This window comes from Microcoleus sp. FACHB-672, from assembly GCF_014695725.1.
GTDB lineage: Bacteria > Cyanobacteriota > Cyanobacteriia > Cyanobacteriales > Oscillatoriaceae > FACHB-68.
The window spans coordinates 32,088-54,226 of sequence record NZ_JACJOU010000021.1 but is presented as its reverse complement, the minus strand read 5'-3'; the positions used below and the strand labels follow the sequence as shown (position 1 = coordinate 54,226).

The window sequence follows — 22,139 nt, the reverse complement described above, 5'->3', positions numbered from 1 at the left end:
CGAATCAAGACTAACTAGCAGGTTAACTGCGGTTAGTTATTCGCTTACTTAGGAGAATCATATCAAGTTTTCCTGTTAAATCGCTACGCGTAATAAGTAAATCTAATAATTATTCGCCCACCACTGCTCACTCATCAACCGGCAAAAGGAATCAGCTATGTCAAGCAATCAAGCAGTCCAAGATCGTACAGACGATTTAGATGAAAAACAGCTATTAAGAATACTCGCCGCTGTCAAGAAAGGTGATTTTTCTGTGCGGATGCCCCTCGATCAGACCGGCACGGCGGGTAAAATTGCGGATACGCTCAACGATATCATCGAACTCAATGAAAGGATGGCCGCTGAATTAGAGCGGATTGGCACCGTTGTTGGGAAAGAAGGTAAAATTACCCAGCGGGCATCACTAGGAAACGCCGGCGGTTCTTGGACAGCAAGCGTTAATTCTGTCAATACCCTCATCACAGATTTAGTCCAGCCCACAGCCGAAACTGCCAGAGTCATTCGGGCGGTTGCAAATGGTGATTTATCGCAAAAGATCGCACCCGAAATAGAAGGCCGACCCCTAAAAGGAGAATTCCTTCAAACCGCCAAAATTGTCAACACAATGGTTGATCAACTGAGTTCCTTCGCCTCAGAAGTAACACGGGTGGCGCGAGAAGTCGGTTCGGAAGGGAAATTAGGCGTGCAAGCCGAAGTTCAAGGCGTCGCCGGCACCTGGAAAGATTTAACGGATAGCGTTAATTCAATGGCCGGTAACTTAACCGCCCAAGTTCGGAATATTGCGGAAGTCACGACAGCAGTTGCAAACGGCGACCTTTCTAAGAAAATTACCGTAGATGTAAAAGGCGAAATTTTAGAGCTGAAAAACACGATCAACATCATGGTGGATCAGCTCAACTCTTTTGCCTCAGAAGTAACACGGGTAGCGAGAGAAGTCGGAACCGAAGGCAAATTAGGTGTGCAGGCAGATGTGCGCGGAGTCGCCGGCACCTGGAAAGATTTAACAGATAGCGTTAACTCAATGGCCGGTAACTTAACCGCCCAAGTTCGGAACATCGCGGAAGTGACGACGGCTGTAGCTAATGGGGATTTGTCTAAGAAAATTACGGTTGACGTAAAAGGTGAAATTTTAGAGCTGAAAAATACCGTCAACATCATGGTGGATCAGCTCAACTCCTTTGCCTCAGAAGTGACACGGGTGGCGCGAGAAGTCGGTTCGGAAGGGAAATTAGGTGTACAAGCGGAAGTTCGAGGCGTTGCCGGCACCTGGAAAGATTTAACAGATAGCGTAAATTTCATGGCCGGCTCATTAACCGCCCAAGTGCGGAATATTGCCGAAGTCACGACAGCTGTAGCTAATGGCGACCTTTCCAAGAAAATCACCGTTGACGTTAGAGGTGAAATTTTAGAGCTGAAAAACACCATCAACATCATGGTGGATCAGCTCAACTCCTTTGCCTCAGAAGTCACGCGGGTGGCGCGAGAGGTGGGAACCGAAGGCAAATTAGGCGTACAAGCGGAAGTGCGAGGGGTTGCCGGCACCTGGAAAGACTTAACGGATAGCGTTAACTCAATGGCCGGCAATCTAACCGCCCAAGTGCGGAATATTGCAGAGGTGACGACGGCTGTAGCGAACGGAGACCTTTCCAAGAAAATTACGGTTGACGTAAAAGGTGAAATTTTAGAGCTGAAAAACACCATCAACATCATGGTCGATCAGCTCAACTCCTTCGCCTCAGAAGTCACGCGGGTGGCGCGAGAGGTGGGTTCGGAAGGGAAATTAGGCGGTCAAGCAGATGTTAAGGGGGTTGCCGGCACCTGGAAAGATTTAACGGATAGCGTTAATTTCATGGCCGGCTCATTAACCGCCCAAGTGCGGAATATTGCGGAAGTGACGACGGCTGTAGCGAACGGGGATCTCTCGAAGAAAATTACGGTTGACGTTAAAGGGGAAATTTTAGAGCTGAAAAACACCATAAACATCATGGTGGATCAGCTCAACTCCTTCGCCTCAGAAGTAACACGGGTGGCGCGAGAGGTGGGAACTGAGGGGAAATTGGGTGTGCAAGCGGAAGTGCGAGGGGTTGCCGGCACCTGGAAAGACTTAACCGACAACGTGAACTCAATGGCCGGCAATCTAACCGCCCAAGTGCGGAACATTGCCGAAGTGGCAACCGCGATTGCAAATGGCGACCTCTCCAAGAAAATTACGGTTGACGTTAAAGGTGAAATTTTAGAGCTGAAAAACACGATCAACGTCATGGTGGATCAGCTTAGCTCGTTTGCCTCGGAAGTAACACGGGTGGCGCGAGAGGTGGGAACCGAAGGGAAATTAGGCGTGCAAGCGGAAGTCCGAGGCGTCGCCGGCACCTGGAAAGACTTAACCGACAACGTGAACTCAATGGCCGGTAACCTGACAGCCCAGGTGCGGAACATTGCGGAGGTGGCAACCGCAATCGCAAATGGCGACCTCTCCAAGAAAATTACCGTACAGGTGAAAGGTGAAATTTTAGAGCTGAAAAACACGATCAACGTCATGGTGGATCAGCTCAGCTCGTTTGCCTCGGAAGTAACACGGGTGGCGCGAGAGGTGGGTTCGGAAGGGAAATTAGGCGGTCAGGCAGATGTGCGCGGAGTCGCCGGCACCTGGAAAGATTTAACCGATAGCGTGAATTTCATGGCCGGCTCATTAACCGCGCAAGTGCGAAACATTGCGGCTGTAACGACGGCTGTAGCTAACGGCGACCTTTCTAAGAAGATTACGGTTGATGTTAAAGGGGAAATTTTAGAGCTGAAAAACACCGTCAACGTTATGGTGGATCAGCTCAACTCCTTCGCTTCAGAAGTCACGCGGGTGGCGCGAGAGGTGGGAACCGAAGGGAAATTAGGCGTACAAGCGGAAGTTCGAGGGGTAGCCGGCACCTGGAAAGACTTAACCGACAGCGTTAACTCAATGGCCGGTAATCTCACAGCCCAGGTGCGGAATATTGCGGAAGTGACGACGGCTGTAGCAAACGGGGATCTGTCTAAGAAAATTACGGTTGACGTTAAAGGTGAAATTTTAGAGCTGAAAAACACCATAAACATCATGGTGGATCAGCTCAGCTCGTTTGCCTCGGAAGTCACGCGGGTGGCGCGAGAGGTGGGAACCGAGGGCAAATTGGGTGTGCAGGCGTATGTTAAGGGCGTTGCCGGCACCTGGAAAGACTTAACCGACAACGTGAACTCGATGGCCGGTAACCTCACAGCCCAGGTGCGGAATATTGCCGAAGTAACCAAAGCGGTGGCAAACGGCGACCTTTCTAAGAAGATTACCGTTGATGTCAAAGGCGAGATTTTGGATCTGAAGAACACCATTAACGTTATGGTGGATCAGCTCAGCTCGTTTGCTTCAGAAGTTACACGGGTGGCGCGAGAAGTTGGTTCGGAAGGGAAATTAGGCGGTCAGGCAGATGTCAAGGGCGTCGCCGGCACCTGGAAAGACCTTACCGACAACGTGAACTCAATGGCCGGCAATCTGACAGCCCAAGTGCGAGGCATTGCCCGCGTGGTCACGGCAGTTGCTAATGGTGACTTGAAGCGGAAACTGATGCTAGAGGCAAAGGGGGAAATTGAAACCTTAGCCGACACGATCAACGAGATGATCGACACGCTGGCGACGTTTGCCGATCAAGTTACTACAGTAGCGCGAGAAGTGGGCATTGAAGGCAAACTGGGTGGTCAGGCCAAAGTGCCGGGTGCTGCGGGAACCTGGAGGGCGCTGACAGACAACGTGAACGAACTGGCAGCGAATTTAACCACCCAGATCCGAACGATTGCTGAAATTGCAACCGCCGTGACGAAGGGCGATTTGACCCGAACCATTAACGTCCAAGCCGAAGGCGAGGTGGCCGTCCTTAAAGACAACATCAACCAGATGATTGCCAACCTGCGAGAAACAACGCAGAAAAACACTGAGCAAGACTGGTTGAAGACCAATTTGGCTAAGTTTACCCGGATGCTACAGGGTCAGCGAGACTTGGAGACGGTTTCCAAACTCATCCTCTCAGAATTGGCTCCTTTGGTTTCCGCTCAACATGGGGTGTTCTACCTCATGGAAGCCGGGATCACGCATCAACCCTTTTTGAAACTCCTCAGCACTTATGCTTATCGTGAGCGCAAGCATCTGGCAAATCAGTTCCACTTGGGTGAAGGGTTAGTCGGACAGTGTGCTTTGGAGCGGGAACGAATTCTGCTAACTGAGGTGCCGAACGACTATATCAAGATCAGCTCTGGTTTAGGGGAATCGACGCCGCTTAATGCCGTTGTGCTGCCGGTGTTGTTTGAGGGGCAAGTGACGGCGGTGATTGAATTAGCCTCGTTCCGCCGCTTTAGTGAGATTCACCTGACGTTCTTCGATCAGCTCACGGAAAGTATTGCCATCGTGCTCAATACAATCGCCGCCAGTATGCGGACTGAGGAATTACTCAAACAGTCCACAGCACTGGCAGAAGAACTGCAAACCCAGCAGAAAGAACTGACAGAGACGAACAAGCGATTAGAACAGCAAGCTCAATCATTGAAAGCTTCTGAGGAACTGCTGAAAAACCAGCAGGAACAGTTGCAGCAAACCAACGAAGAACTCGAAGAAAAGGCGCGGTTGCTGTCCGATCAAAACCGGGAAGTTGAACGCAAGAATGGTGAGATTGAACAGGCGAGGCAGTCTGTGGAGGAGAAAGCCGAACAGTTGGCGCTTACTTCTAAATACAAGTCAGAGTTTTTGGCGAATATGTCGCACGAGTTGCGGACGCCGCTCAATAGCTTGTTAATTTTAGCCCGACTGCTTTCAGATAACGCCGATGGCAATCTTAGCCCCAAGCAGGTGGAATACACCCGCACCATTCATTCTGCCGGCACCGATCTGCTGGGCTTGATTAATGACATCCTCGATTTGGCCAAAATTGAATCCGGAACCATGTCAGTGGAAATTGATCCGCTGCTGTTTACAGATTTGTCCAACCAGATGGAGCGCACGTTCCGTCAAGTCGCCCAGGATAAGGGCTTGAGCTTCAGCCTTGTTTTTGATGAGAAGCTGCCGAGGGCGATCTATACCGACTCGAAACGCTTGCAGCAAGTGCTGAAAAATTTGCTCTCCAACGCCTTTAAATTTACAGACTCTGGAGAGGTGCGGTTGCGAGTAGAGCAAGCTATCCAGGGATGGAGTCCTGAGCAGGAAACATTAAATCGCGCCCAGACTGTCGTCGCTTTCGCCGTGATGGACACCGGCATCGGCATCGCCCCCGAAAAACAAAAAGTCATTTTTGAAGCGTTCCAGCAGGCAGATGGCACCACCAGCCGCAAATATGGCGGCACCGGCTTGGGCTTGTCCATCAGCCGCGAAATCGCCCGACTCCTCGGCGGAGAAATTGTCTTAGTTAGCAGCCTCGGCCACGGCAGTACCTTCACCCTCTACTTGCCCCAAACCTATATGCCGCCGGTGAACCCTCCCAAGCCTGAAGACTTGCACTACCTATCGCTGGAGCGGCGCGATTCCGACGGAGGGCGTAGCAGCAATCTCGCACAATTCCGGCAATGGAATCCAGATAAGCGTAAGGAGGAAGCCCCGTTGCTTCGCGCCCCGAGTAAAGAGAATTCTACCTCTAACGGCGCTCCTGACTCAGAATCCCTGCAAGGCTTCAACAACGATCCTTCCTCCTTCGCGATCTCGCAGCAACTAAGTGACGATCGCGATAATATTCAACCCGGCGATCAGATGCTGTTGATTGTGGAGGACGACATGAACTTCGCCCGTATCCTCTTAGATCTGGCACGACAGGTCGGCTTTAAAGGGCTTGTGGCATTGCGTAGCGAAAGCGGCTTGACGATGGCCCAGGAACTTCAACCCCACGCCATCATGCTCGATATCCGGCTGCCAGGAATGGACGGCTGGACGGTTCTTGATCGTTTAAAGCATAACCCGGCAACTCGTCATATCCCGGTTCATATCCTCACGGTTGAGGCGGCGCGGCAGCGGGGGTTGAAAATGGGAGCGCTGGCTTATCTGCAAAAGCCTGTTAGCAGCGAGGCGCTGGTTGAGGGGTTGGTGAATATCAAACGTTTTGTTGAGCGTCCGGTGAAGAACTTGCTGGTGGTGGTTGTTAACGAAAATCAGCGTCAAAATATTGTCGAATTGATCGGCAACAGCGACGTCGTCACCACTGTAGCGGGAACGGGTGAGGAGGCGCTCTCAGCTCTAAAAGTCGGGACGGATGATGCTGTAGGCCGGCCCTACGATTGTGTGGTCATCGATTTGGATCTACCTGATATGAACGGGTTGGAACTGATTGAGCAGATCACTCAGGAGTTGACCGCCGGCTCAGGCGCTGGTGTCCCTCTGCCCATTATCGTTTACACCGAGAAAACCTTAACTGAACAGCAAGCATTGGAACTCAAGCGGATTTCTGAAAGCATCATCATTAAAGTCTTGAGTTCGCCAGAAAGTCTGTTTAATGAAACGGCTTTGTTCCTACACCGGGTTCAAGAGAATTTGCCCGAACCCAAACGGCAAATGATTGAAAAGCTGTATCAAATAGACCCGCTTCTGGTCGGCAAAAAAGTCTTGATCGTAGATGACGATGTCCGCAATATCTTCGCGCTAACCAGTATGTTAGAGCGCCATCAAATGCACGTCTTAAATGCCGAAAGCGGGGCTGATGGCATTTCTAAGTTGCAAACAATACCGGACATTGATGTTGTCTTGATGGATGTGATGATGCCAACAATGGATGGGTATGAAGCCATGCGCCATATCCGCCAAATTTCTAAATTCCGCTCTCTCCCGATGATCGCCCTCACGGCTAAAGCCATGAAAGGTGATCGGGAAAAAAGCTTGGAAGCCGGTGCGTCTGACTATATTACCAAGCCGGTTGATACTGAGCAGTTGCTCTCGCTACTGCGAGTCTGGCTCTATCAGTAAACAGGGAGAAGGAAGAATTGAGAGGCTTAAAACTTTTCAATTCTTCATTTTCCAAATTTCAAAGCTCAATGTTGGAATATTAATTTTAAATCCGCCATGTATCACGTTTTATTAGTTGATGATGAAGAACCACTTCGGGCGAGTCTCACGTTTTCTTTAGTGCAAGAAGGCTATAAAGTGATGACAGCAGGAGATGGACTAACTGCACTAGAAATGGTGAAACAAAAAGTGCCAGATATTATTATTTTGGACTTAATGTTACCGGGAATGGATGGAATGGAACTTTGCTGGCGCATTCGCGCTTTCTCGGATGTTCCGATCCTGATTTTGACTGCCAAAGATCACGATGCAGACAAAGTTTGGGGGTTAAAAGCCGGGGCAGATGATTATCTCACCAAACCTTTTAACACTCGTGAGCTGCTGGCCCGAATCGAAGCTATCTTGCGCCGGTGTACCCGTAGCTCAAATTCTTCACAAATAAAATAACAATGTGATTACGATAAATGGATAAAATCGTTCATAATATTTGACGTTGAGATGTCCGCCGGCAGTAAAAACAGAAAGCTAGCTTTCGCTTTAATAAATAGTTGGTTATTAGGTTTTTACTTTGTTTGTCTGCCACAACAAAAAGCCGCAATTAATAAATTTTTAGCTGGTTGAAATCGGAAGCTGAAGGCCACAATTCAGCTTCACGATTTCATAATAAATCATCACTGACGAATCGCCTTAAGGAGGTGAGTTACCATTCGGATTAAATGGAATTCCATTCACGCCAAACTTTTAGCCACTTACCTAGGGCTAACTGCACTCGGTACATCGCTCCTAGCCGGCTACCTTTTGTGGGCTTTCCACGCCTCTTTCATGAAAACAAAACAGGCAGAATTAGAGACCTGGTCTACCCCTTTGAGCGAAAGCGTAGCCGATGCGCTTGAAGACAACGATTTGAGGCAAGTAGAATTGCTTGTAAAACGCTACGGTGCACCCGAAACCATCAATCTGCGAATCTTTGGGCCAGAAGGCCGCCTCTTGTCTACCTCCTCTCCACAAATAGATTGGCAAATAAAAGACTGGTTAAAGATTCCAGGCGTTAGAAAAGGACTTCAAAACAAGCGGGTGCTAGGCTTTGGCAAAGGTGTTCTTTCAAATGATGACAGAGTGTTCGTCGCGCAGCCACTAAACCGCAATGGTCGGCTGATCGGTCTTTTGCGGATGTCCCTAACCCTCACTCAGTTCCAGCGCCAGTTTAGAACGATCATTTCTACGGTTCTGGGAACCCTGATCTTAACGTTCTTGCTCTGTGCTGCGATTAGTTTATGGCTCGCCCGCAGCATGGCAACGCCGATCCAAGCCATGTCCCGGTTTGCCGTGCGCCTTGGCAGTGGTCATTTAGGAGAGAAGCTCAACATCTTGGGCAACGATGAACTAGGGCAATTAGCCATTGAATTGAACCGGATGAGCGAACGGCTGGCTTCACTCGATAATGAACGGCGAGCCTTCCTGGCAAATGTATCTCACGAACTCCGCACTCCCGTTAGCAATGTTACAGTGACCCTGGAAGCTCTAGAAAGAGGAGCTGCTGAAGAACCGGAGTTACGCGCCCGGTTTATCCGAACTGCACAGGATGAGACAGTGCGCCTGTCACGGCTGATCCAAGATTTGCTGGATTTAGGCCGGCTCGAAGCCGGTGTTGTTCATTTGGAGAAGCAACCTTTGAGTCTTCAATATCTCATCAACCGAGCTGAGAGTGCAATGGAACTGCGGATGCAAACCAAAGGAATGAGTATCCAGCAAGATATGCCCGACGTGCAGATCCAAGGCGATCCAGAACGGTTACTGCAAGCTTTTTTAAACATCCTAGATAATGCGATTAAGTATTCCGTGTCAAACTCTAGAATATTTGTTTCTGGGCGAGTAGAAGGCTCTAAAGTTGCTGTCCAAATCCAAGATCAGGGAGCAGGGATCAGCGAAACTGATCTCCCCCATATTTTTGAAGAGTTTTATACAGCCGATTCCTCTCGCAAGAAAGGTGGAACGGGCTTGGGACTAGCCATTGCTCGGCGTATTGTTGTAGCCCACGGAGGAAACATTAGCGTTCACAGTAAAGCGCCTGAAGGAGCGGTATTTACGATTTTTCTGCCCCTCACTTCTAAAAAGCTTGAGTGAAGCGCTTTGAATTTTTTTTTTTTATAAATTATGATTTAGCTTAAATTAAAAAAGTAGGCTTACTTTCACCCAATTTGTTTATTAACAGCAATCTTTTTCACATCCCTTTAATTAATTTAAGGTACAATTTGAAATTGAAAGTTTAACCTTATTGTTCATTTTACCTGTTTAACTATTTATCCGCTAGACAATATGCAAGCCGAACCAAAAGCTAACATTCTCCTCGTTGACGACCATCCCAAAAACTTGCTGGCCTTAGAGGCCATCCTAGAAGGACTCGGTCAGAATTTAGTCAAAGCCCAATCTGGCGAAGAAGCCTTAAGATGTCTGCTGCATCAAGATTTTGCTGTTATCCTGCTTGATGTCCAAATGCCAGGGATAGATGGATTTGAGACAGCAACGCTGATTAGAGAAAGACAGCGGACGCGGCTCACCCCGATTATTTTTCTAACAGCATTTAGCAAAAGCGATTCATTTGTATTTCAAGGTTACTCTCTGGGGGCGGTGGATTACCTGTTTAAACCCATTGAACCAGAAATCTTAATCTCTAAAGTTTCAGTATTTGTTGATCTGTTCAAGAAGACAGCAGAAGTTAAAAGACAAGCCGAAGAAATTTCCAGCCTAAATAGAGACCTAGAACAACGAGTCTTGGAGCGAACCGCCCAATTAGAAGCGGCAAACCGGCTCAAAGATCAATTGTTAAAAAGCGAGCAAACAGCACGGGGGCAAGCTGAATCTGCAGAACAGCGGTTTCGCGATTTAGTCAATGGTTTAGGTCACGCAATCTTTTGGGAAGCCGATCCCTTCACTGAGAAATTTACATTTGTCAGCCAAAGTGCTGAACAAATTCTGGGCTATCCTCTAGACAAATGGACAGAGGAACCAGATTTCTGGCTTAGCCTTTTCCATCCCGATGATCGCGACTGGGCGCAAGCTTTTGCACGAACGGAAACCCTCGCCGGCAGAGATCATCAGTTTGAGTATAGATGTGTGGCCGCAGATGGTCAGCTACTGTGGTTGCGAAACAGAGCTTATATTGTCCACGATCACGAAGGCGCTGTCGTGAAGGTGCGAGGACTGATGATTGACATCACTGAAGCCAAACAAGCACAGGAAACACTTTCATCACGCGCAGAGGAACTAGCCCGCTTGACGATTGTGCTGACGCAGACGAACACAGCTTTGGAGAAACGCAACCAAGAACTCGATCAGTTTGCTTATGTGATCTCCCACGATTTGAAAGCGCCACTGCGGGCAATTGCTAACCTCTCAATGTGGCTGGAAGAAGACTTGGAGGACAAGCTGAGTGAGGATACGCAACACCAAATGAATCTACTGCGAGGGCGCGTGCATCGCATGGAAAATTTAATTAATGGTATCCTCGAATACTCCCGTGTGGGGCGGTTGAAGACGGAATTAGAAACGGTCTCTGTTGAGGCAATCCTCAAAGATGTGATCGATTCTCTCGCCCCGCCACCCGCGTTTACGGTTGAAGTTTGCCCTGGAATGCCAACGTTAAAAACCTCGCGGTTGCTTTTAGAACAAGTCTTTTCTAATTTGCTCAGTAATGCCATAAAGCACCATGATCGCCCTGATGGTTGTGTGAAGGTTACGGTTGAAGAGAAAAAAGATTTCTATGAGTTTTCTGTAGCTGATGATGGGCCGGGGATTGCGCCGCAATATCACGAACGAGTGTTTGTCATTTTTCAAACGTTACAATCACGCGATACGACAGAGAACACCGGCATTGGGTTGTCTTTGGTCAAAAAAATTGTTGAAAGTGAAGGCGGCATGATCTCTATAGACTCTGAAGAAGGTGAAGGGACAGCCTTTCGCTTTACTTGGCCAAAGATCGGCAAGAAAACCGAATAAGCCGTAAAGGGTGCTAGCTCCATTGGGATCGGCTCATAATCAGCTGATCAGCCTAACCAGGGATTTTTGAGGGTTCCAGATGGGCCAATTCAGGATAAATTGCTCAGAATTTGCCCAGAAAGTTGTTGCCTAGACCTACGCCTCTGAAGGGTTTTCATAGATATCTTAAACATTTAAATATTCTTAACAAAAATCTCAAATAAATTGCTTAGCCCCTAAATCCGGTAGTTTCACTTGACTCGTTGCAAGGAATGTCCCCAGAGAATCGGGCTGGGATCGATAGGGATTACTGAGCCAAAATGCTTCCCCACAGGCTCTTTGAGGTGAAAATATCGCACCGGCTCGCTTGATCAGAGCAAGCCGGCTAGAGGTTGTTTGTCCTTACTTAGTAAAATTTTTGCTTTTTGTTCGTATTTTTATAAAAATTAATACATCAACTATATTTAAAATCTTTAATAAAGCTTAAAAAAGAATAGAAAGAAGATTAAGCGGTATTATGACCTGTAAGAACGGTACAAAGAGCTTTTAAGCCCTGATCTATCGATTTAACCCCTTTCTTTTCAGGGGAATATGGACAATAATGCTTTCAACAACCAGAACAGACGAAAGCAAGGCTGAACTGGAAGAGCAGCGCCAAAGTGCCGGCTAAACGTGGCATTCATAGACATTAAAGATTTGAGACGCAACTATTTAAGGAGATTACGAGAGTGAAACTAGCAGTTTACGGAAAAGGCGGAATCGGTAAATCTACAACCAGCTGTAATATCTCCGTGGCTCTAGCAAGACGCGGTAAAAAAGTGTTGCAAATCGGCTGCGATCCGAAGCACGACAGCACATTTACCCTCACCGGCTTCCTGATTCCCACGATTATTGACACGCTGCAAGAAAAGGATTATCACTACGAAGACGTTTGGCCAGAAGACGTTATTTACAAAGGCTATGGCGGCGTTGATTGCGTAGAAGCCGGCGGGCCTCCTGCGGGTGCCGGTTGTGGCGGTTACGTCGTGGGCGAAACCGTGAAACTGCTCAAAGAACTTAACGCCTTCGACGAATACGACGTAATTTTGTTTGACGTTCTCGGAGACGTGGTTTGCGGTGGATTTGCAGCCCCCCTCAACTATGCTGACTACTGCATAATTGTCACCGACAACGGATTTGACGCCTTGTTTGCCGCCAACCGAATTGCCGCATCCGTACGGGAAAAAGCCCGTACCCACCCCTTGCGCCTCGCCGGCTTAATTGGTAACCGCACCTCCAAGCGCGATTTAATCGAAAAATATATCGAAGCCGTGCCGATGCCGGTGTTAGAAGTCCTGCCGCTGATTGAAGATATTCGCGTCTCTCGCGTCAAAGGCAAAACTTTGTTTGAAATGGCAGAGACAGACCCTTCCCTCAACTACGTCTGCGACTACTACCTCAACATCGCCGACCAAATCCTAGCTCGTCCAGAAGGTGTCGTGCCCAACGATGCCCCAGATCGGGAGTTGTTCTCCTTGCTGTCTGACTTCTACCTCAACCCGACTCAGCCCAAAGCCACCAGCGAAGAAGAAAAATTAGACCTGATGATGGTATAGCTCACAGCAGTACACACCCAAACAACCAGGATAAGAGGGAGCGAGGGTAGCTGATTGGCTAGTATGATTCAGTACAAGACTGCGGTTCTTGAAACACAAAAAATCATACTTTGTTGCAGCAAGACGGGGGATAGCAACTATGGCTTTTTTCGATGACTTCTCAAGTGCTTTAAAACAAAAGTGGTTGCAATATTACCAAGCCAATCATGACTGGCTGAGCCTGCATATCAAAGTGGCAGCCGTTAAAACCCCCGATGGTGGTAGACGCCCCACTTCTTACTTCATCCTGGGCGCGATGAATGCGCTAGAACCCAAGCTAGCACAGTTAATGCTGCCCTTTTCTAAGCTAAATCCAGATGCAGAAACCCTGATAGAAGTGTTGGGGTTGAATTTCGATCCAGACATCGCACTCGGTAATAGCCCAACCGGCGAACCGGCGGTTTATGAAGAGCAACTGACAACGACATCCATCTCGGCATCGGCACCTATTAGCTCAGCTACCGAAAACTTAGATGAGTTAACGGGTGTAAACATGGGCATACCTTTGGCAGCGGTTGCCGGTGTTGGCGTGCTCGGTGTAGCTGCCGCAGTAGCAATGATGGAAGACACCACCGATGACTTTGATGAAGACTTACCCGATGATGAATTGGGAGGGATAGGTCTCAGTGGCTTGTCAGAGTCTACCCCTGACTTTGATGAAGAGTCTTCCGACGATGACGATCTGGTGGATATGGGGCTTGATCCGCTCGATGAAGAATCTTCTGCTAACTTCGGGGCGGTGGCTGTTGCTGACTTCGATGAAGATATATCCGATGATGAGCTAGGTGGCATCGGCCTTGATGAGCTTGATGAAGACTCTTCGGATGATTTTGATGCAGTGGCTCCCGCCGGCTTTGATGATGATACATCCGACGATCTCGATGATATGGGCTTGGGCACTCTAGATGACGATTCTACCGATGCCTTTGGAGTAGCCGTTGCCGATGATCTCGATGACGATATGGGCTTGGGCGCTCTCGATGACGATTCTACCGATGCGTTTGGAGTAGCCGTTGCCGACGATCTCGATGATGATATGGGCTTGGGCGCTCTCGATGACGATGCCACCGATGCCTTTGGAACCGGCGTTGCCGACGATCTCGATGATGATATGGGCTTGGGCGCTCTCGATGACGATTCTACCGATGCCTTTGGAACCGGCGTTGCCGACGATCTCGATGACGATATGGGCTTGGGCGCTCTCGATGACGATGCCACCGATGCGTTTGGAGTAGCCGTTGCCGACGATCTCGATGACGATATGGGCTTGGGCGCTCTCGATGACGATGCCACTGATGCATTTGGAGTAGCCGTTGCCGATGATCTCGATGACGATATGGGCTTGGGCGCTCTCGATGACGATGCCACTGATGCATTTGGAGCCGGCGTTTCCGACGATCTCGATGATGATATGGGCTTGGGCGCTCTCGATGACGATGCCACTGATGCCTTTGGGGACATGGATCTAGGCGATCTTGGTGATGATATGTCTTCTCTGGGCGATGAAAGTTCAGAGGATGACTTGGGTGATATGAATTTTGGCGATTTAGGTGAAGATTCCTCAGACTTGGATGAAGCGGATCTGGATGCGCTGGCGCGGGACGAATGGGATTCGGACGATGATCCAGAAATGAAAGATTTGCTGTCGGGTTTGTAAGGTCTTGTTCAACCTTCATTTTCAGCAATCCTATACGGAGAAAAGCGTTATTTTATGACTGTTGCTCAACCAGAAGCACTCAATTTTGAGTGTGAAACCGGCAATTACCATACCTTTTGTCCCATTAGCTGCGTGGCGTGGCTGTACCAAAAGATTGAAGATAGTTTCTTTTTAGTCATTGGCACGAAAACTTGCGGCTATTTTCTCCAAAACGCGATGGGGGTGATGATTTTTGCAGAACCCCGTTATGCAATGGCGGAATTGGAAGAAGGGGATATTTCAGCTCAGCTGAATGATTATGATGAGCTGAAGCGACTGTGCTTGCAAATTAAGCGAGATCGCAACCCCAGTGTGATCGTTTGGATCGGCACCTGCACGACTGAAATTATCAAGATGGATTTGGAAGGCTTGGCTCCTAAGTTGGAAGCTGAGATTGGAATTCCGATTGTGACGGCTCGTGCGAATGGGCTAGACTACGCTTTCACCCAAGGGGAAGATACGGTGCTGGCAGCAATGGCGGCTCGTTGCCCAGAAAAAGCGCCGGCGGGAGAAACCCAAAAAAATGAGGGGAATGCAATTCAAAAACTGCTCAACTTTGGCAAAAAGAAGGAAGAAGTAGCAGCAGATGAAGCAGAATATGTCAACCATACGCCGCTGGTTCTTTTTGGTTCTCTGCCTGATCCAGTAGTAACGCAGCTGACGTTGGAGCTGAAGAAGCAAGGCATTAAAGTCTCTGGGTGGCTGCCTTCCAAGCGTTATACCGAACTGCCGGTGATTGAAGAGGGCTATTTTGTCAGTGGGGTTAATCCTTTCCTCAGCCGCACCGCAACGACTTTGATGCGCCGGCGCAAGTGCAAACTAATCGGCTCTCCTTTCCCCATTGGGCCAGATGGCACCCGTGCTTGGATTGAGAAAATCTGCTCGGTACTAGGCATTGAACCGAAGGGTTTGGATGAGCGGGAAGCTAACATTTGGGCAAATCTGGAAGACTACCTCCAGATCATTCGCGGCAAGTCTGTCTTCTTTATGGGTGACAACCTGCTGGAAATTTCTCTGGCACGCTTCCTGATTCGCTGTGGCATGACTTGCCCTGAAATTGGGATTCCTTACATGGATAAGCGCTATCAGGCTGCTGAGCTGGCTTTGTTAGAGAAGACTTGCCATGAAATGGGTGTGCCACTACCTAGGATTGTCGAGAAACCGGATAATTACAACCAAATTCAGCGGATTAAAGAAATTGGTGTGGATCTGGTAATCACCGGCATGGCGCACGCCAACCCCCTAGAAGCACGCGGAATCAACACTAAGTGGTCGGTTGAGTTCACATTCGCTCAAATTCACGGCTTTACGAATGCGCGTGACATTTTGGAATTGGTAACTCGTCCGCTTCGCCGCAACAACAGTCTCAAGGATTTGGGTTGGGATAAGTTGGTTAGGGAAGAAGCTAAAATTTAAGCCTTAGCTTCGATCAAATTGCTGCTGGGGTGCGGGATGCCGCGCCCCTCTTTTTTTTGGAAATAGGGCCAGGATGGGAAGATTGGGGCGCGATCACCGTGTCAAGAAAAAATTGAAGGTTAGGGATTTCTTGAGAGGGCGTGTTTGCTACTTTTGTTTGATTCGCCTATTCGCATTCTGGGTGATTTTAATCTGCAAATTAATGCCCCGATGGCATCATTTAGAGATGTTTAGGGTCTTGTCGGGGCAATTACAAACGGGCATATCTAAAGGGAGCTTTAAAGCTGGGGATTCAGTTTCAGTAGCCTCATTCTGTTTATCTTCTTCCACGAGAGAATTGGCTTTAATTAAGCGACTACGAATGGAATTTAGATGATTTTGAGAGTTAACAGCTTCTCGTGGAACTGGAACCTCGTTGTTTGGCCAATTAGATAGATCATTACAAGGACAGGCTTCGGGTGGCATTCCCATCGTTGCCATAGGAATTGGCATAGTGCAGCGTGCACACTGCATCAGCTCCCATGTCGGTCTTAGCAACTGCGCGATGGTTTCATGTGTGCCTTGCAAATAGCAGTCTCCTGAACTGGGGGCAATAATTTTCTGCCAGCACTCTTCAAATTCATTACTGTATTGGTTGCCATTGAAAACTTGTTTGGGTTGCAAAGCTTCTTGGCCGTTGCGAATCAAAACCTTCTTACCCAACTGAAACCAATATGCAAGATATTGTCTGACGTGATTTTCGGATGCCATAAGTAATTTTTGTTAAGTTGCTCGACAAAAAAACGAAAGCCCCTGCCTATTCTGTACAAATACGAAGTCTCTCAATTATAAGCGTAAAGCCCTTTCCCTATTCTTACTTCAAATTTTTAATTTTGCAATCCTCCATAAGGTGTATTTAAATAATCGTACTTAAAAAATTATTGTTTGATGAGGTTTAGTAAAAATCTTTTCACCGGCTCACTTAAGGCTTTCTGCTGTCTGAAGCTATATTTTCTTACTTTAATATTCAATTTATGGCTTATATTGACCTTTAACGGGGAGAAAAAAGATTATTGATTAACAATCAATTTAATTTAACTAGCTCCAACAATAAGGTACGAGCTACATTCAATTTCTTTTTAAAGGTTGTCGTTATTAACGATTGTAAAAGACAATCCCCTTAGCTTCATACCTTGAGATAAAACAGAAAATTTCTTAATACTGCGGCGGGAGGTTTTTCGACACCGGCAGTGGGGAACCAAGGACGCATAAATTTAAAACATGACCGCCTGTAACCAGATAAACAGGATTAGCAATTGCACCCAATCGGCGAACTAACTGGCCAAGCCGATCACGAAAGGTGCGACCGAGGGGGTATGCCGGCACCACACCCCAACCCGTTTCCTCTGCAACAAAAATCACTTCACCGGCAACATCATCTAAACTGGTCAGCAAATCTTGTAACGTTTTCTCCCAACCGGCAACATCTTGATCCAAAAGGTTTGCCACCCAAGTTCCCAGGGAATCAACCAGCAGACAAGTGTCGGTTTGGGAGAATGAGCGAATCGTTGCCGGCAACTCCATCGGCACTTCTAAAGTCCTCCAGCCGGCAGGACGGCGGCATTGGTGCTGTTCAATGCGAGTCTGCCACTCCACATCACTGGGGTCACGCTGCGCTGTGGCCAAATAAATTACGGATGTGCCGGTTTGTGCCGCTAGAGTTTCGGCCCACTCACTTTTGCCAGATCGGGCTGGGCCAGTAACTAGGGTGACTCGCCTTGGCAATGTAGCTTCTGTGTTCATCAAAGATAAACTAGGGATTGATTTTATCAGGGTAATTTGTCAGTCGTCATTATATGGGGTTAATCGCTAAGGGTTCATCTAGGCAGACGATTATCTTTTGCCTGAGGGCCATTCGTAACAACCAACTCCTGACATCCGGCAACAACTTACAATTGGCTGCTAACTAACAATTACTTGTTTGACTTTATGCCTGTCCCCCTGGTTTCTGCGATTATCTGCACCCACAATCGAGACACCTATTTAGGCGCTGCTATTGATAGTTTACTGCAGCAGGATTTCCCAAGTTTTGAAGTGGTGGTTGTGGATAATGCGTCGATTGATCGAACCTCGGAAGTTGTGGCACAACGACTTTCTCACTCAATTTTGAAATATGTTTATGAACCTGTCGTGGGCCTTTCGGTGGCACGGAACACGGGCGCAAGCGTGGCTGTCGGCGAGATTTTAGCTTACCTCGATGATGATGCCATTGCCGGCCCTAACTGGTTAAGCGTGCTTTATTCAGCCTATCAAAGCAATGAAAAATTAGCCGTTGCCGGTGGGAAAGTTACCTTGCTTTGGCCGGCTGCTGTGACTGCCCCTAATTGGCTTTCCCCAGGACTTGCCGGCAACTTAGGCGCTTATGATCTGGGAGATGATGTTATTTATATCAACAATCCAGGCATGACCCCAAGGGGGTTAAACTACTCAATTCGCCGGTCATTTCTGGCACAAATTGGCGGCTTCGATCTTAATCTAGGTCGCGTTGGTAAAAAGTTATTATCAAATGAAGAACTGCACATGACAGAACTCGCCCTCCAGCAGGGTTGGCAAGTCGCCTATCTCCCGGATGCTTTAGTTGCTCACAACGTCGCACCCGATCGTATTAACCCTTCTTGGTTTTTGCAGCGAGGCTGGTGGCAGGGAATTAGCGAGTGCTATCGGGAACGCCTAGCCGGTGATGCCGGTGTGCGCCAACTAGGGCGTGGGGGAGAGCGATTTGTGCGAGGGTTGTACAAATCGTTGAAATACTTTAACGATCCAGCCCAACGCTTTGACAATATAGTGTATAGCTACGGACAAATTGGTTATTTAAGTGCCACCATTCAGGGCTTGCTGTTCGCTCCCAAAGAGACTAAACGGCAATAACTTGATTTTTGAGTTTGTAGAGCCAGGTTTATAGAACCCACGCGACCTTTATCTCAACATCCTAGTTAATTTACCCCTAAAGAGTTTTCAATTAAAGAAAGAACTTCTAATTTATATCTCATAACTCGTTACAATTCTCTATCATGACCCACCCACCCACTAAAATTCCAGTATCGGTTCTCATTCCCGCCAAAAACGAAGAGATCAATTTGCCGGCTTGTCTGTCCAGCGTTGCTAGGGCCGATGAAGTGTTTTTGGTGGATTCCCAAAGCACGGATCGCACCTGCGAAATTGCAGAAAATTATGGGGCAAAAGTTGTACAGTTCTATTTTAATCATCGGTGGCCCAAAAAGAAAAACTGGTCATTGGAGAATTTGCAATTTCAAAATGACTGGGTGCTGATTGTTGATTGTGATGAGCGGATTCCTGAGGAACTTTGGGATGAAATCTCTCAGGCAATTCTTAACCCAAACTACAACGGTTATTATTTAAACCGACGCGTGTTTTTTTTGGGGACTTGGATTCGTCACGGCGGTAAATATCCAGACTGGAATCTGCGTTTATTTAAGCATGGAAAAGGACGATACGAAAATTTAGGCACGGAAGAAGTTCCCAACACCGGCGACAATGAAGTTCACGAACACGTTGTTTTAAAAGGCCAAGTTGGGTATTTAACAACTGATATGATCCATGAAGACTTTCGGGACATTTATCAGTGGATAGAGCGACACAATCGTTACTCAAACTGGGAAGCTAGAGTTTATTATAATTTGATAGCCGGTCAAGATGACTCTGGCACAATTGGGGCGAATTTTTTTGGGGATGCTGTGCAGCGCAAGCGGTTTCTCAAAAGAATGTGGGTACGACTTCCTTTTAAACCCATCCTGCGGTTTATTGTATTTTATATTATTCAATTGGGGTTCTTGGATGGTCGAGCCGGCTACATTTATGCACGGCTGATCAGTCAGTATGAATATCAAATTGGGATAAAACTTTATGAGTTACGCCAATTTGGAGGTCAGTTAAATGTTGCAGTACCATCGGCTGCCAAACAGAAATCTATTCACAGTTCGGATTCTTAAAAAATATGAAATAAAAATCAAGAACTATAAGTTATAATGTGTCATTACTAATTTTTGCAATTGCTTTTCAGGGGCATCTATTAGTTTTTTTATTAGGTTTCTATGAATTCTGCCACTCCCGATCCAGAAACTGAAATTAATCCACCGGCAGCGTTAGAAAACTTGGATATAATACCTGATGCCGGCTTACCCAATCAGAGGGAAGAATTGATGCCGGTGTTGGATGCACAACCTTGGATGGATTTGCGCAAATATGATCAATCTTGGTTTGATCGAGGACGTCCCGGTTGGTTTATTTTGCTGTGGTGGTTTGTGCAAGCCGTCGTTTTTCCCCTGACGCCTCACTTTTTACACGGGGTTCGCCGGCAGTTGTTACGCTTGTTTGGTGCTCGCATCGGTGCCGGTGTTTTAATTCGCCCAACTGCTCGATTTACCTATCCTTGGAAACTCGAAATAGGTGATTTTAGTTGGATAGGAGATGATGTGGTTTTCTACAGTCTTGATGGCATCAAAATCGGTTCCCATTGTGTAATTTCTCAAGAATGCTATTTATGCACGGGCAGCCACAATATTCAAGATCCAGCTTTTGGTTTAATGACAGCGCCGATCACAATTGGAAATGGCGTTTGGGTGGCGGCAGATTGTTTTATTGGTGCCGGCGTTAAAATAGGAGCAAATTCGGTGATTGGGGTTCGCAGTAGCGTGTTTAATGATCTGCCGGCGGGACAGGTTTGCTGGGGAAGTCCTTGCAGGTCTCGGTATCCGAGAAAGATGAACAATCTGTCTCCACTTTGACCTTACACTTAAAACTTTAGCAATTTCCGCATTCCTCTAGACGTGAGGCTGATAGAGTGCCGGCACGAAAAGTTCTAGCCTATGATTTGCAATAAATAAAATTGCTAAGAAATCCACATTCCACCTAGCAGATTATTCATTCATATTCCTATAAGTTGCCACAGCAGAAGGCGAGATTCGATTGAGATAGCGGAAGATCCAATACTTAAATACAGTATCCAAAATTACGGGGAACGTAGCAATAAACAAAAAGATAAATTGTCGGTTTTCTGGTAACCCCAAATGCCGAGATATACCTTCTAAAATCACTTCCCAGCCATGCGGCGAGTGAAACCCGACGAAAATATCTGTAAACAAAATAATAATAAATGCTTTAGCACTGTCACTCAACCCATATACAATATCGTCCATGAAAGATTTTAAAACTGCAATTTCTCGCTTGCTGGAAAGAATGACAAAGCCAAAAGCAAAAACCGACAGGAGATCGGAGAAAACATTTTTGATAGCACTAGCGCTTTCTTTACGGAATTCTTCAGCTATTTCATGAGCTTTAAGTTTCACTTCCTCTTCCATCTCTTCATCAGAAATTTTTGGAAGCGCCCCAATTAACATTTTAAACTTGAGGTGTTCTTCAAATCGCTGTAACTGAGAGAAAGCTTCTTCTTCCATATCAGCATTTAAGAAAACTTCAGCCGGCTTTTCATCTCGAAATCGATCAATTAACGGCCCGACAATAAAGTTCCTAGAAATTTGATGCGTCAGTAATGGAATTAATAGCAGCAATAAAATAAACTTCATCGAAATGATAGTTTTAGTCTTAGAACTGCGAAAATCCCTAACCACTTCTTCTTCAGCTTTCGGATCTAGCTGTCGTTTCAGCCGGTCTAACGTCCTTAAAATTGATCTGGGTAAGAAACTGGTTTTATCATTAATTGATTCCGCCATTTTGTCAGAGTTGACATCATCAGCTAAAGGCTTTGCCAGATTTATGCTATTGTTGCGGACTGTAGGAGAGAGGCTTTCAGGGGTAGGGGTTTCGTAAATAGTGACTAAAGATGCGGGAGAACCCGTAGAGGAAGTTGCAGACGAAGGCTTCACCGGCTTATAAGTATACTTAGCTAAAACCTCATCAATAAAATTCAGCTTTTCTAAAACAATCGCCGCTTGATCTTTTACCTCTTGCTCATGTAAGTTATGATATTCAACAGAATAATCATTTCTAGCTTTTGTCGTTTTTAAAGGAGAAAGACTTAAAACAGAGCGACTGGTATTAAACGCTGCTAACTTTAATTTTGCTAAATTTAAATATTTGGTTAACTCTCCCTGGAAATAAGTCATGATGCTGTCGCTATAGCGAGCAGATTCCGCAGAAATTTTGCGGCCATTAAAATGTTCATCTTCAATGGCTCTAATCATTAAAGCGGCATCATAAGCTTCGTCTAAATTTCTATCCGGAGTCTCTGAAATCCACTGATTTGCAGAGCGTAAGTATCCTTTGACATTGTTAAAAATCGGAATTTTCATGTCGGCAAAGTTTTGAGAATTTGTGAATTTTGATAAATTAAAATTACATTAGGCTGCTATCGGTTGGGCAGTCAATGGGAACACCGGCACTGAAACTAGGACAGTTTGCCGCTTTA

The 22,139-nt window shown here is 46.9% G+C and carries 13 protein-coding genes; 10 read left to right on the top strand and 3 right to left on the bottom strand.

Translation table 11 applies throughout. From position 1 onward, the window contains the following. The first annotated feature begins 157 nt into the window (after window positions 1-157). The 7 genes from H6F56_RS17100 (at window position 158) to H6F56_RS17070 (ending at window position 15,715) form a co-directional block, all read left to right on the top strand. Window positions 158-6,955, top strand: a complete 6,798-nt coding sequence (locus H6F56_RS17100) for a HAMP domain-containing protein (RefSeq protein ID WP_190670422.1) — start codon at window positions 158-160, stop codon at window positions 6,953-6,955. Window positions 6,956-7,051: 96 nt separating this feature from the next. Beyond that, window positions 7,052-7,441: a response regulator transcription factor gene (locus H6F56_RS17095; RefSeq protein WP_190670415.1), complete on the top strand. Its 390-nt coding sequence runs from the start codon at window positions 7,052-7,054 to the stop codon at window positions 7,439-7,441. Between the two features lie 375 nt (window positions 7,442-7,816). Continuing rightward, window positions 7,817-9,118: a sensor histidine kinase gene (locus H6F56_RS17090; protein ID WP_242032057.1), complete on the top strand. Its 1,302-nt coding sequence runs from the start codon at window positions 7,817-7,819 to the stop codon at window positions 9,116-9,118. Between the two features lie 192 nt (window positions 9,119-9,310). Continuing rightward, a complete protein-coding gene (locus H6F56_RS17085; protein WP_190670411.1) occupies window positions 9,311-10,990 on the top strand; it encodes an ATP-binding protein in 1,680 nt (559 codons plus the stop codon). A 707-nt stretch (window positions 10,991-11,697) separates the two neighbouring features. Beyond that, entirely contained in the window at window positions 11,698-12,564 is an 867-nt protein-coding gene (bchL, locus tag H6F56_RS17080; protein WP_190670407.1) for a ferredoxin:protochlorophyllide reductase (ATP-dependent) iron-sulfur ATP-binding protein, read from the top strand. 139 nt (window positions 12,565-12,703) lie between these two features. After that, window positions 12,704-14,260: a DUF5331 domain-containing protein gene (locus H6F56_RS17075; protein WP_190670403.1), complete on the top strand. Its 1,557-nt coding sequence runs from the start codon at window positions 12,704-12,706 to the stop codon at window positions 14,258-14,260. Between the two features lie 54 nt (window positions 14,261-14,314). Further along, window positions 14,315-15,715 (top strand): ferredoxin:protochlorophyllide reductase (ATP-dependent) subunit N, encoded by a 1,401-nt coding sequence (locus tag H6F56_RS17070; protein ID WP_190670399.1) that lies wholly within the window; start codon window positions 14,315-14,317, stop codon window positions 15,713-15,715. A gap of 216 nt (window positions 15,716-15,931) precedes the next feature. On the opposite strand, the gene H6F56_RS17065 is transcribed toward H6F56_RS17070, so the two are convergent. Further along, the gene (locus tag H6F56_RS17065; RefSeq protein ID WP_190670395.1) at window positions 15,932-16,465 is read right to left on the bottom strand and encodes a hypothetical protein; all 534 of its coding nucleotides are present in this window, start codon (window positions 16,463-16,465) and stop codon (window positions 15,932-15,934) included. A 444-nt stretch (window positions 16,466-16,909) separates the two neighbouring features. Further along, the gene (gene cobU, locus H6F56_RS17060; protein WP_190670392.1) at window positions 16,910-17,497 is read right to left on the bottom strand and encodes a bifunctional adenosylcobinamide kinase/adenosylcobinamide-phosphate guanylyltransferase; all 588 of its coding nucleotides are present in this window, start codon (window positions 17,495-17,497) and stop codon (window positions 16,910-16,912) included. 186 nt (window positions 17,498-17,683) lie between these two features. Between cobU and H6F56_RS17055 the strand changes: the two genes are divergently transcribed. The 3 genes from H6F56_RS17055 to hpsU all read left to right on the top strand — a co-directional run bounded on the left by H6F56_RS17055 (window position 17,684) and on the right by hpsU (window position 20,499). Then, on the top strand, window positions 17,684-18,622 hold the full coding sequence (locus tag H6F56_RS17055; protein ID WP_190670389.1) for a glycosyltransferase: 939 nt from the start codon (window positions 17,684-17,686) through the stop codon (window positions 18,620-18,622). A 143-nt stretch (window positions 18,623-18,765) separates the two neighbouring features. Further along, window positions 18,766-19,704 (top strand): glycosyltransferase family 2 protein, encoded by a 939-nt coding sequence (locus tag H6F56_RS17050; protein ID WP_190670387.1) that lies wholly within the window; start codon window positions 18,766-18,768, stop codon window positions 19,702-19,704. Window positions 19,705-19,914: 210 nt separating this feature from the next. After that, complete coding sequence (gene hpsU, locus H6F56_RS17045; protein ID WP_199313007.1) at window positions 19,915-20,499, top strand: hormogonium polysaccharide biosynthesis acetyltransferase HpsU; 585 nt, start codon at window positions 19,915-19,917, stop codon at window positions 20,497-20,499. Between the two features lie 132 nt (window positions 20,500-20,631). Here hpsU and H6F56_RS17040 read toward each other — a convergent pair whose 3' ends face one another. Beyond that, a complete protein-coding gene (locus H6F56_RS17040; RefSeq protein WP_190670384.1) occupies window positions 20,632-22,023 on the bottom strand; it encodes a proton extrusion protein PcxA in 1,392 nt (463 codons plus the stop codon). Between the last annotated feature and the right edge of the window lie 116 nt (window positions 22,024-22,139).

Excerpts from the sequence above, each read along its gene's own strand:
- cobU (WP_190670392.1), bottom strand. The coding sequence starts at position 17,497 with ATGAACACAGAAGCTACATTGCCAAGGCGAGTCACCCTAGTTACTGGC.
- H6F56_RS17100 (WP_190670422.1), top strand. The coding sequence starts at position 158 with ATGTCAAGCAATCAAGCAGTCCAAGATCGTACAGACGATTTAGATGAA.
- H6F56_RS17050 (WP_190670387.1), top strand. The coding sequence starts at position 18,766 with ATGACCCACCCACCCACTAAAATTCCAGTATCGGTTCTCATTCCCGCC.
- H6F56_RS17040 (WP_190670384.1), bottom strand. The coding sequence starts at position 22,023 with ATGAAAATTCCGATTTTTAACAATGTCAAAGGATACTTACGCTCTGCA.
- H6F56_RS17055 (WP_190670389.1), top strand. The coding sequence starts at position 17,684 with ATGCCTGTCCCCCTGGTTTCTGCGATTATCTGCACCCACAATCGAGAC.
- H6F56_RS17065 (WP_190670395.1), bottom strand. The coding sequence starts at position 16,465 with ATGGCATCCGAAAATCACGTCAGACAATATCTTGCATATTGGTTTCAG.
- hpsU (WP_199313007.1), top strand. The coding sequence starts at position 19,915 with ATGCCGGTGTTGGATGCACAACCTTGGATGGATTTGCGCAAATATGAT.
- H6F56_RS17085 (WP_190670411.1), top strand. The coding sequence starts at position 9,311 with ATGCAAGCCGAACCAAAAGCTAACATTCTCCTCGTTGACGACCATCCC.
- H6F56_RS17090 (WP_242032057.1), top strand. The coding sequence starts at position 7,817 with ATGAAAACAAAACAGGCAGAATTAGAGACCTGGTCTACCCCTTTGAGC.
- H6F56_RS17070 (WP_190670399.1), top strand. The coding sequence starts at position 14,315 with ATGACTGTTGCTCAACCAGAAGCACTCAATTTTGAGTGTGAAACCGGC.
- H6F56_RS17075 (WP_190670403.1), top strand. The coding sequence starts at position 12,704 with ATGGCTTTTTTCGATGACTTCTCAAGTGCTTTAAAACAAAAGTGGTTG.
- H6F56_RS17095 (WP_190670415.1), top strand. The coding sequence starts at position 7,052 with ATGTATCACGTTTTATTAGTTGATGATGAAGAACCACTTCGGGCGAGT.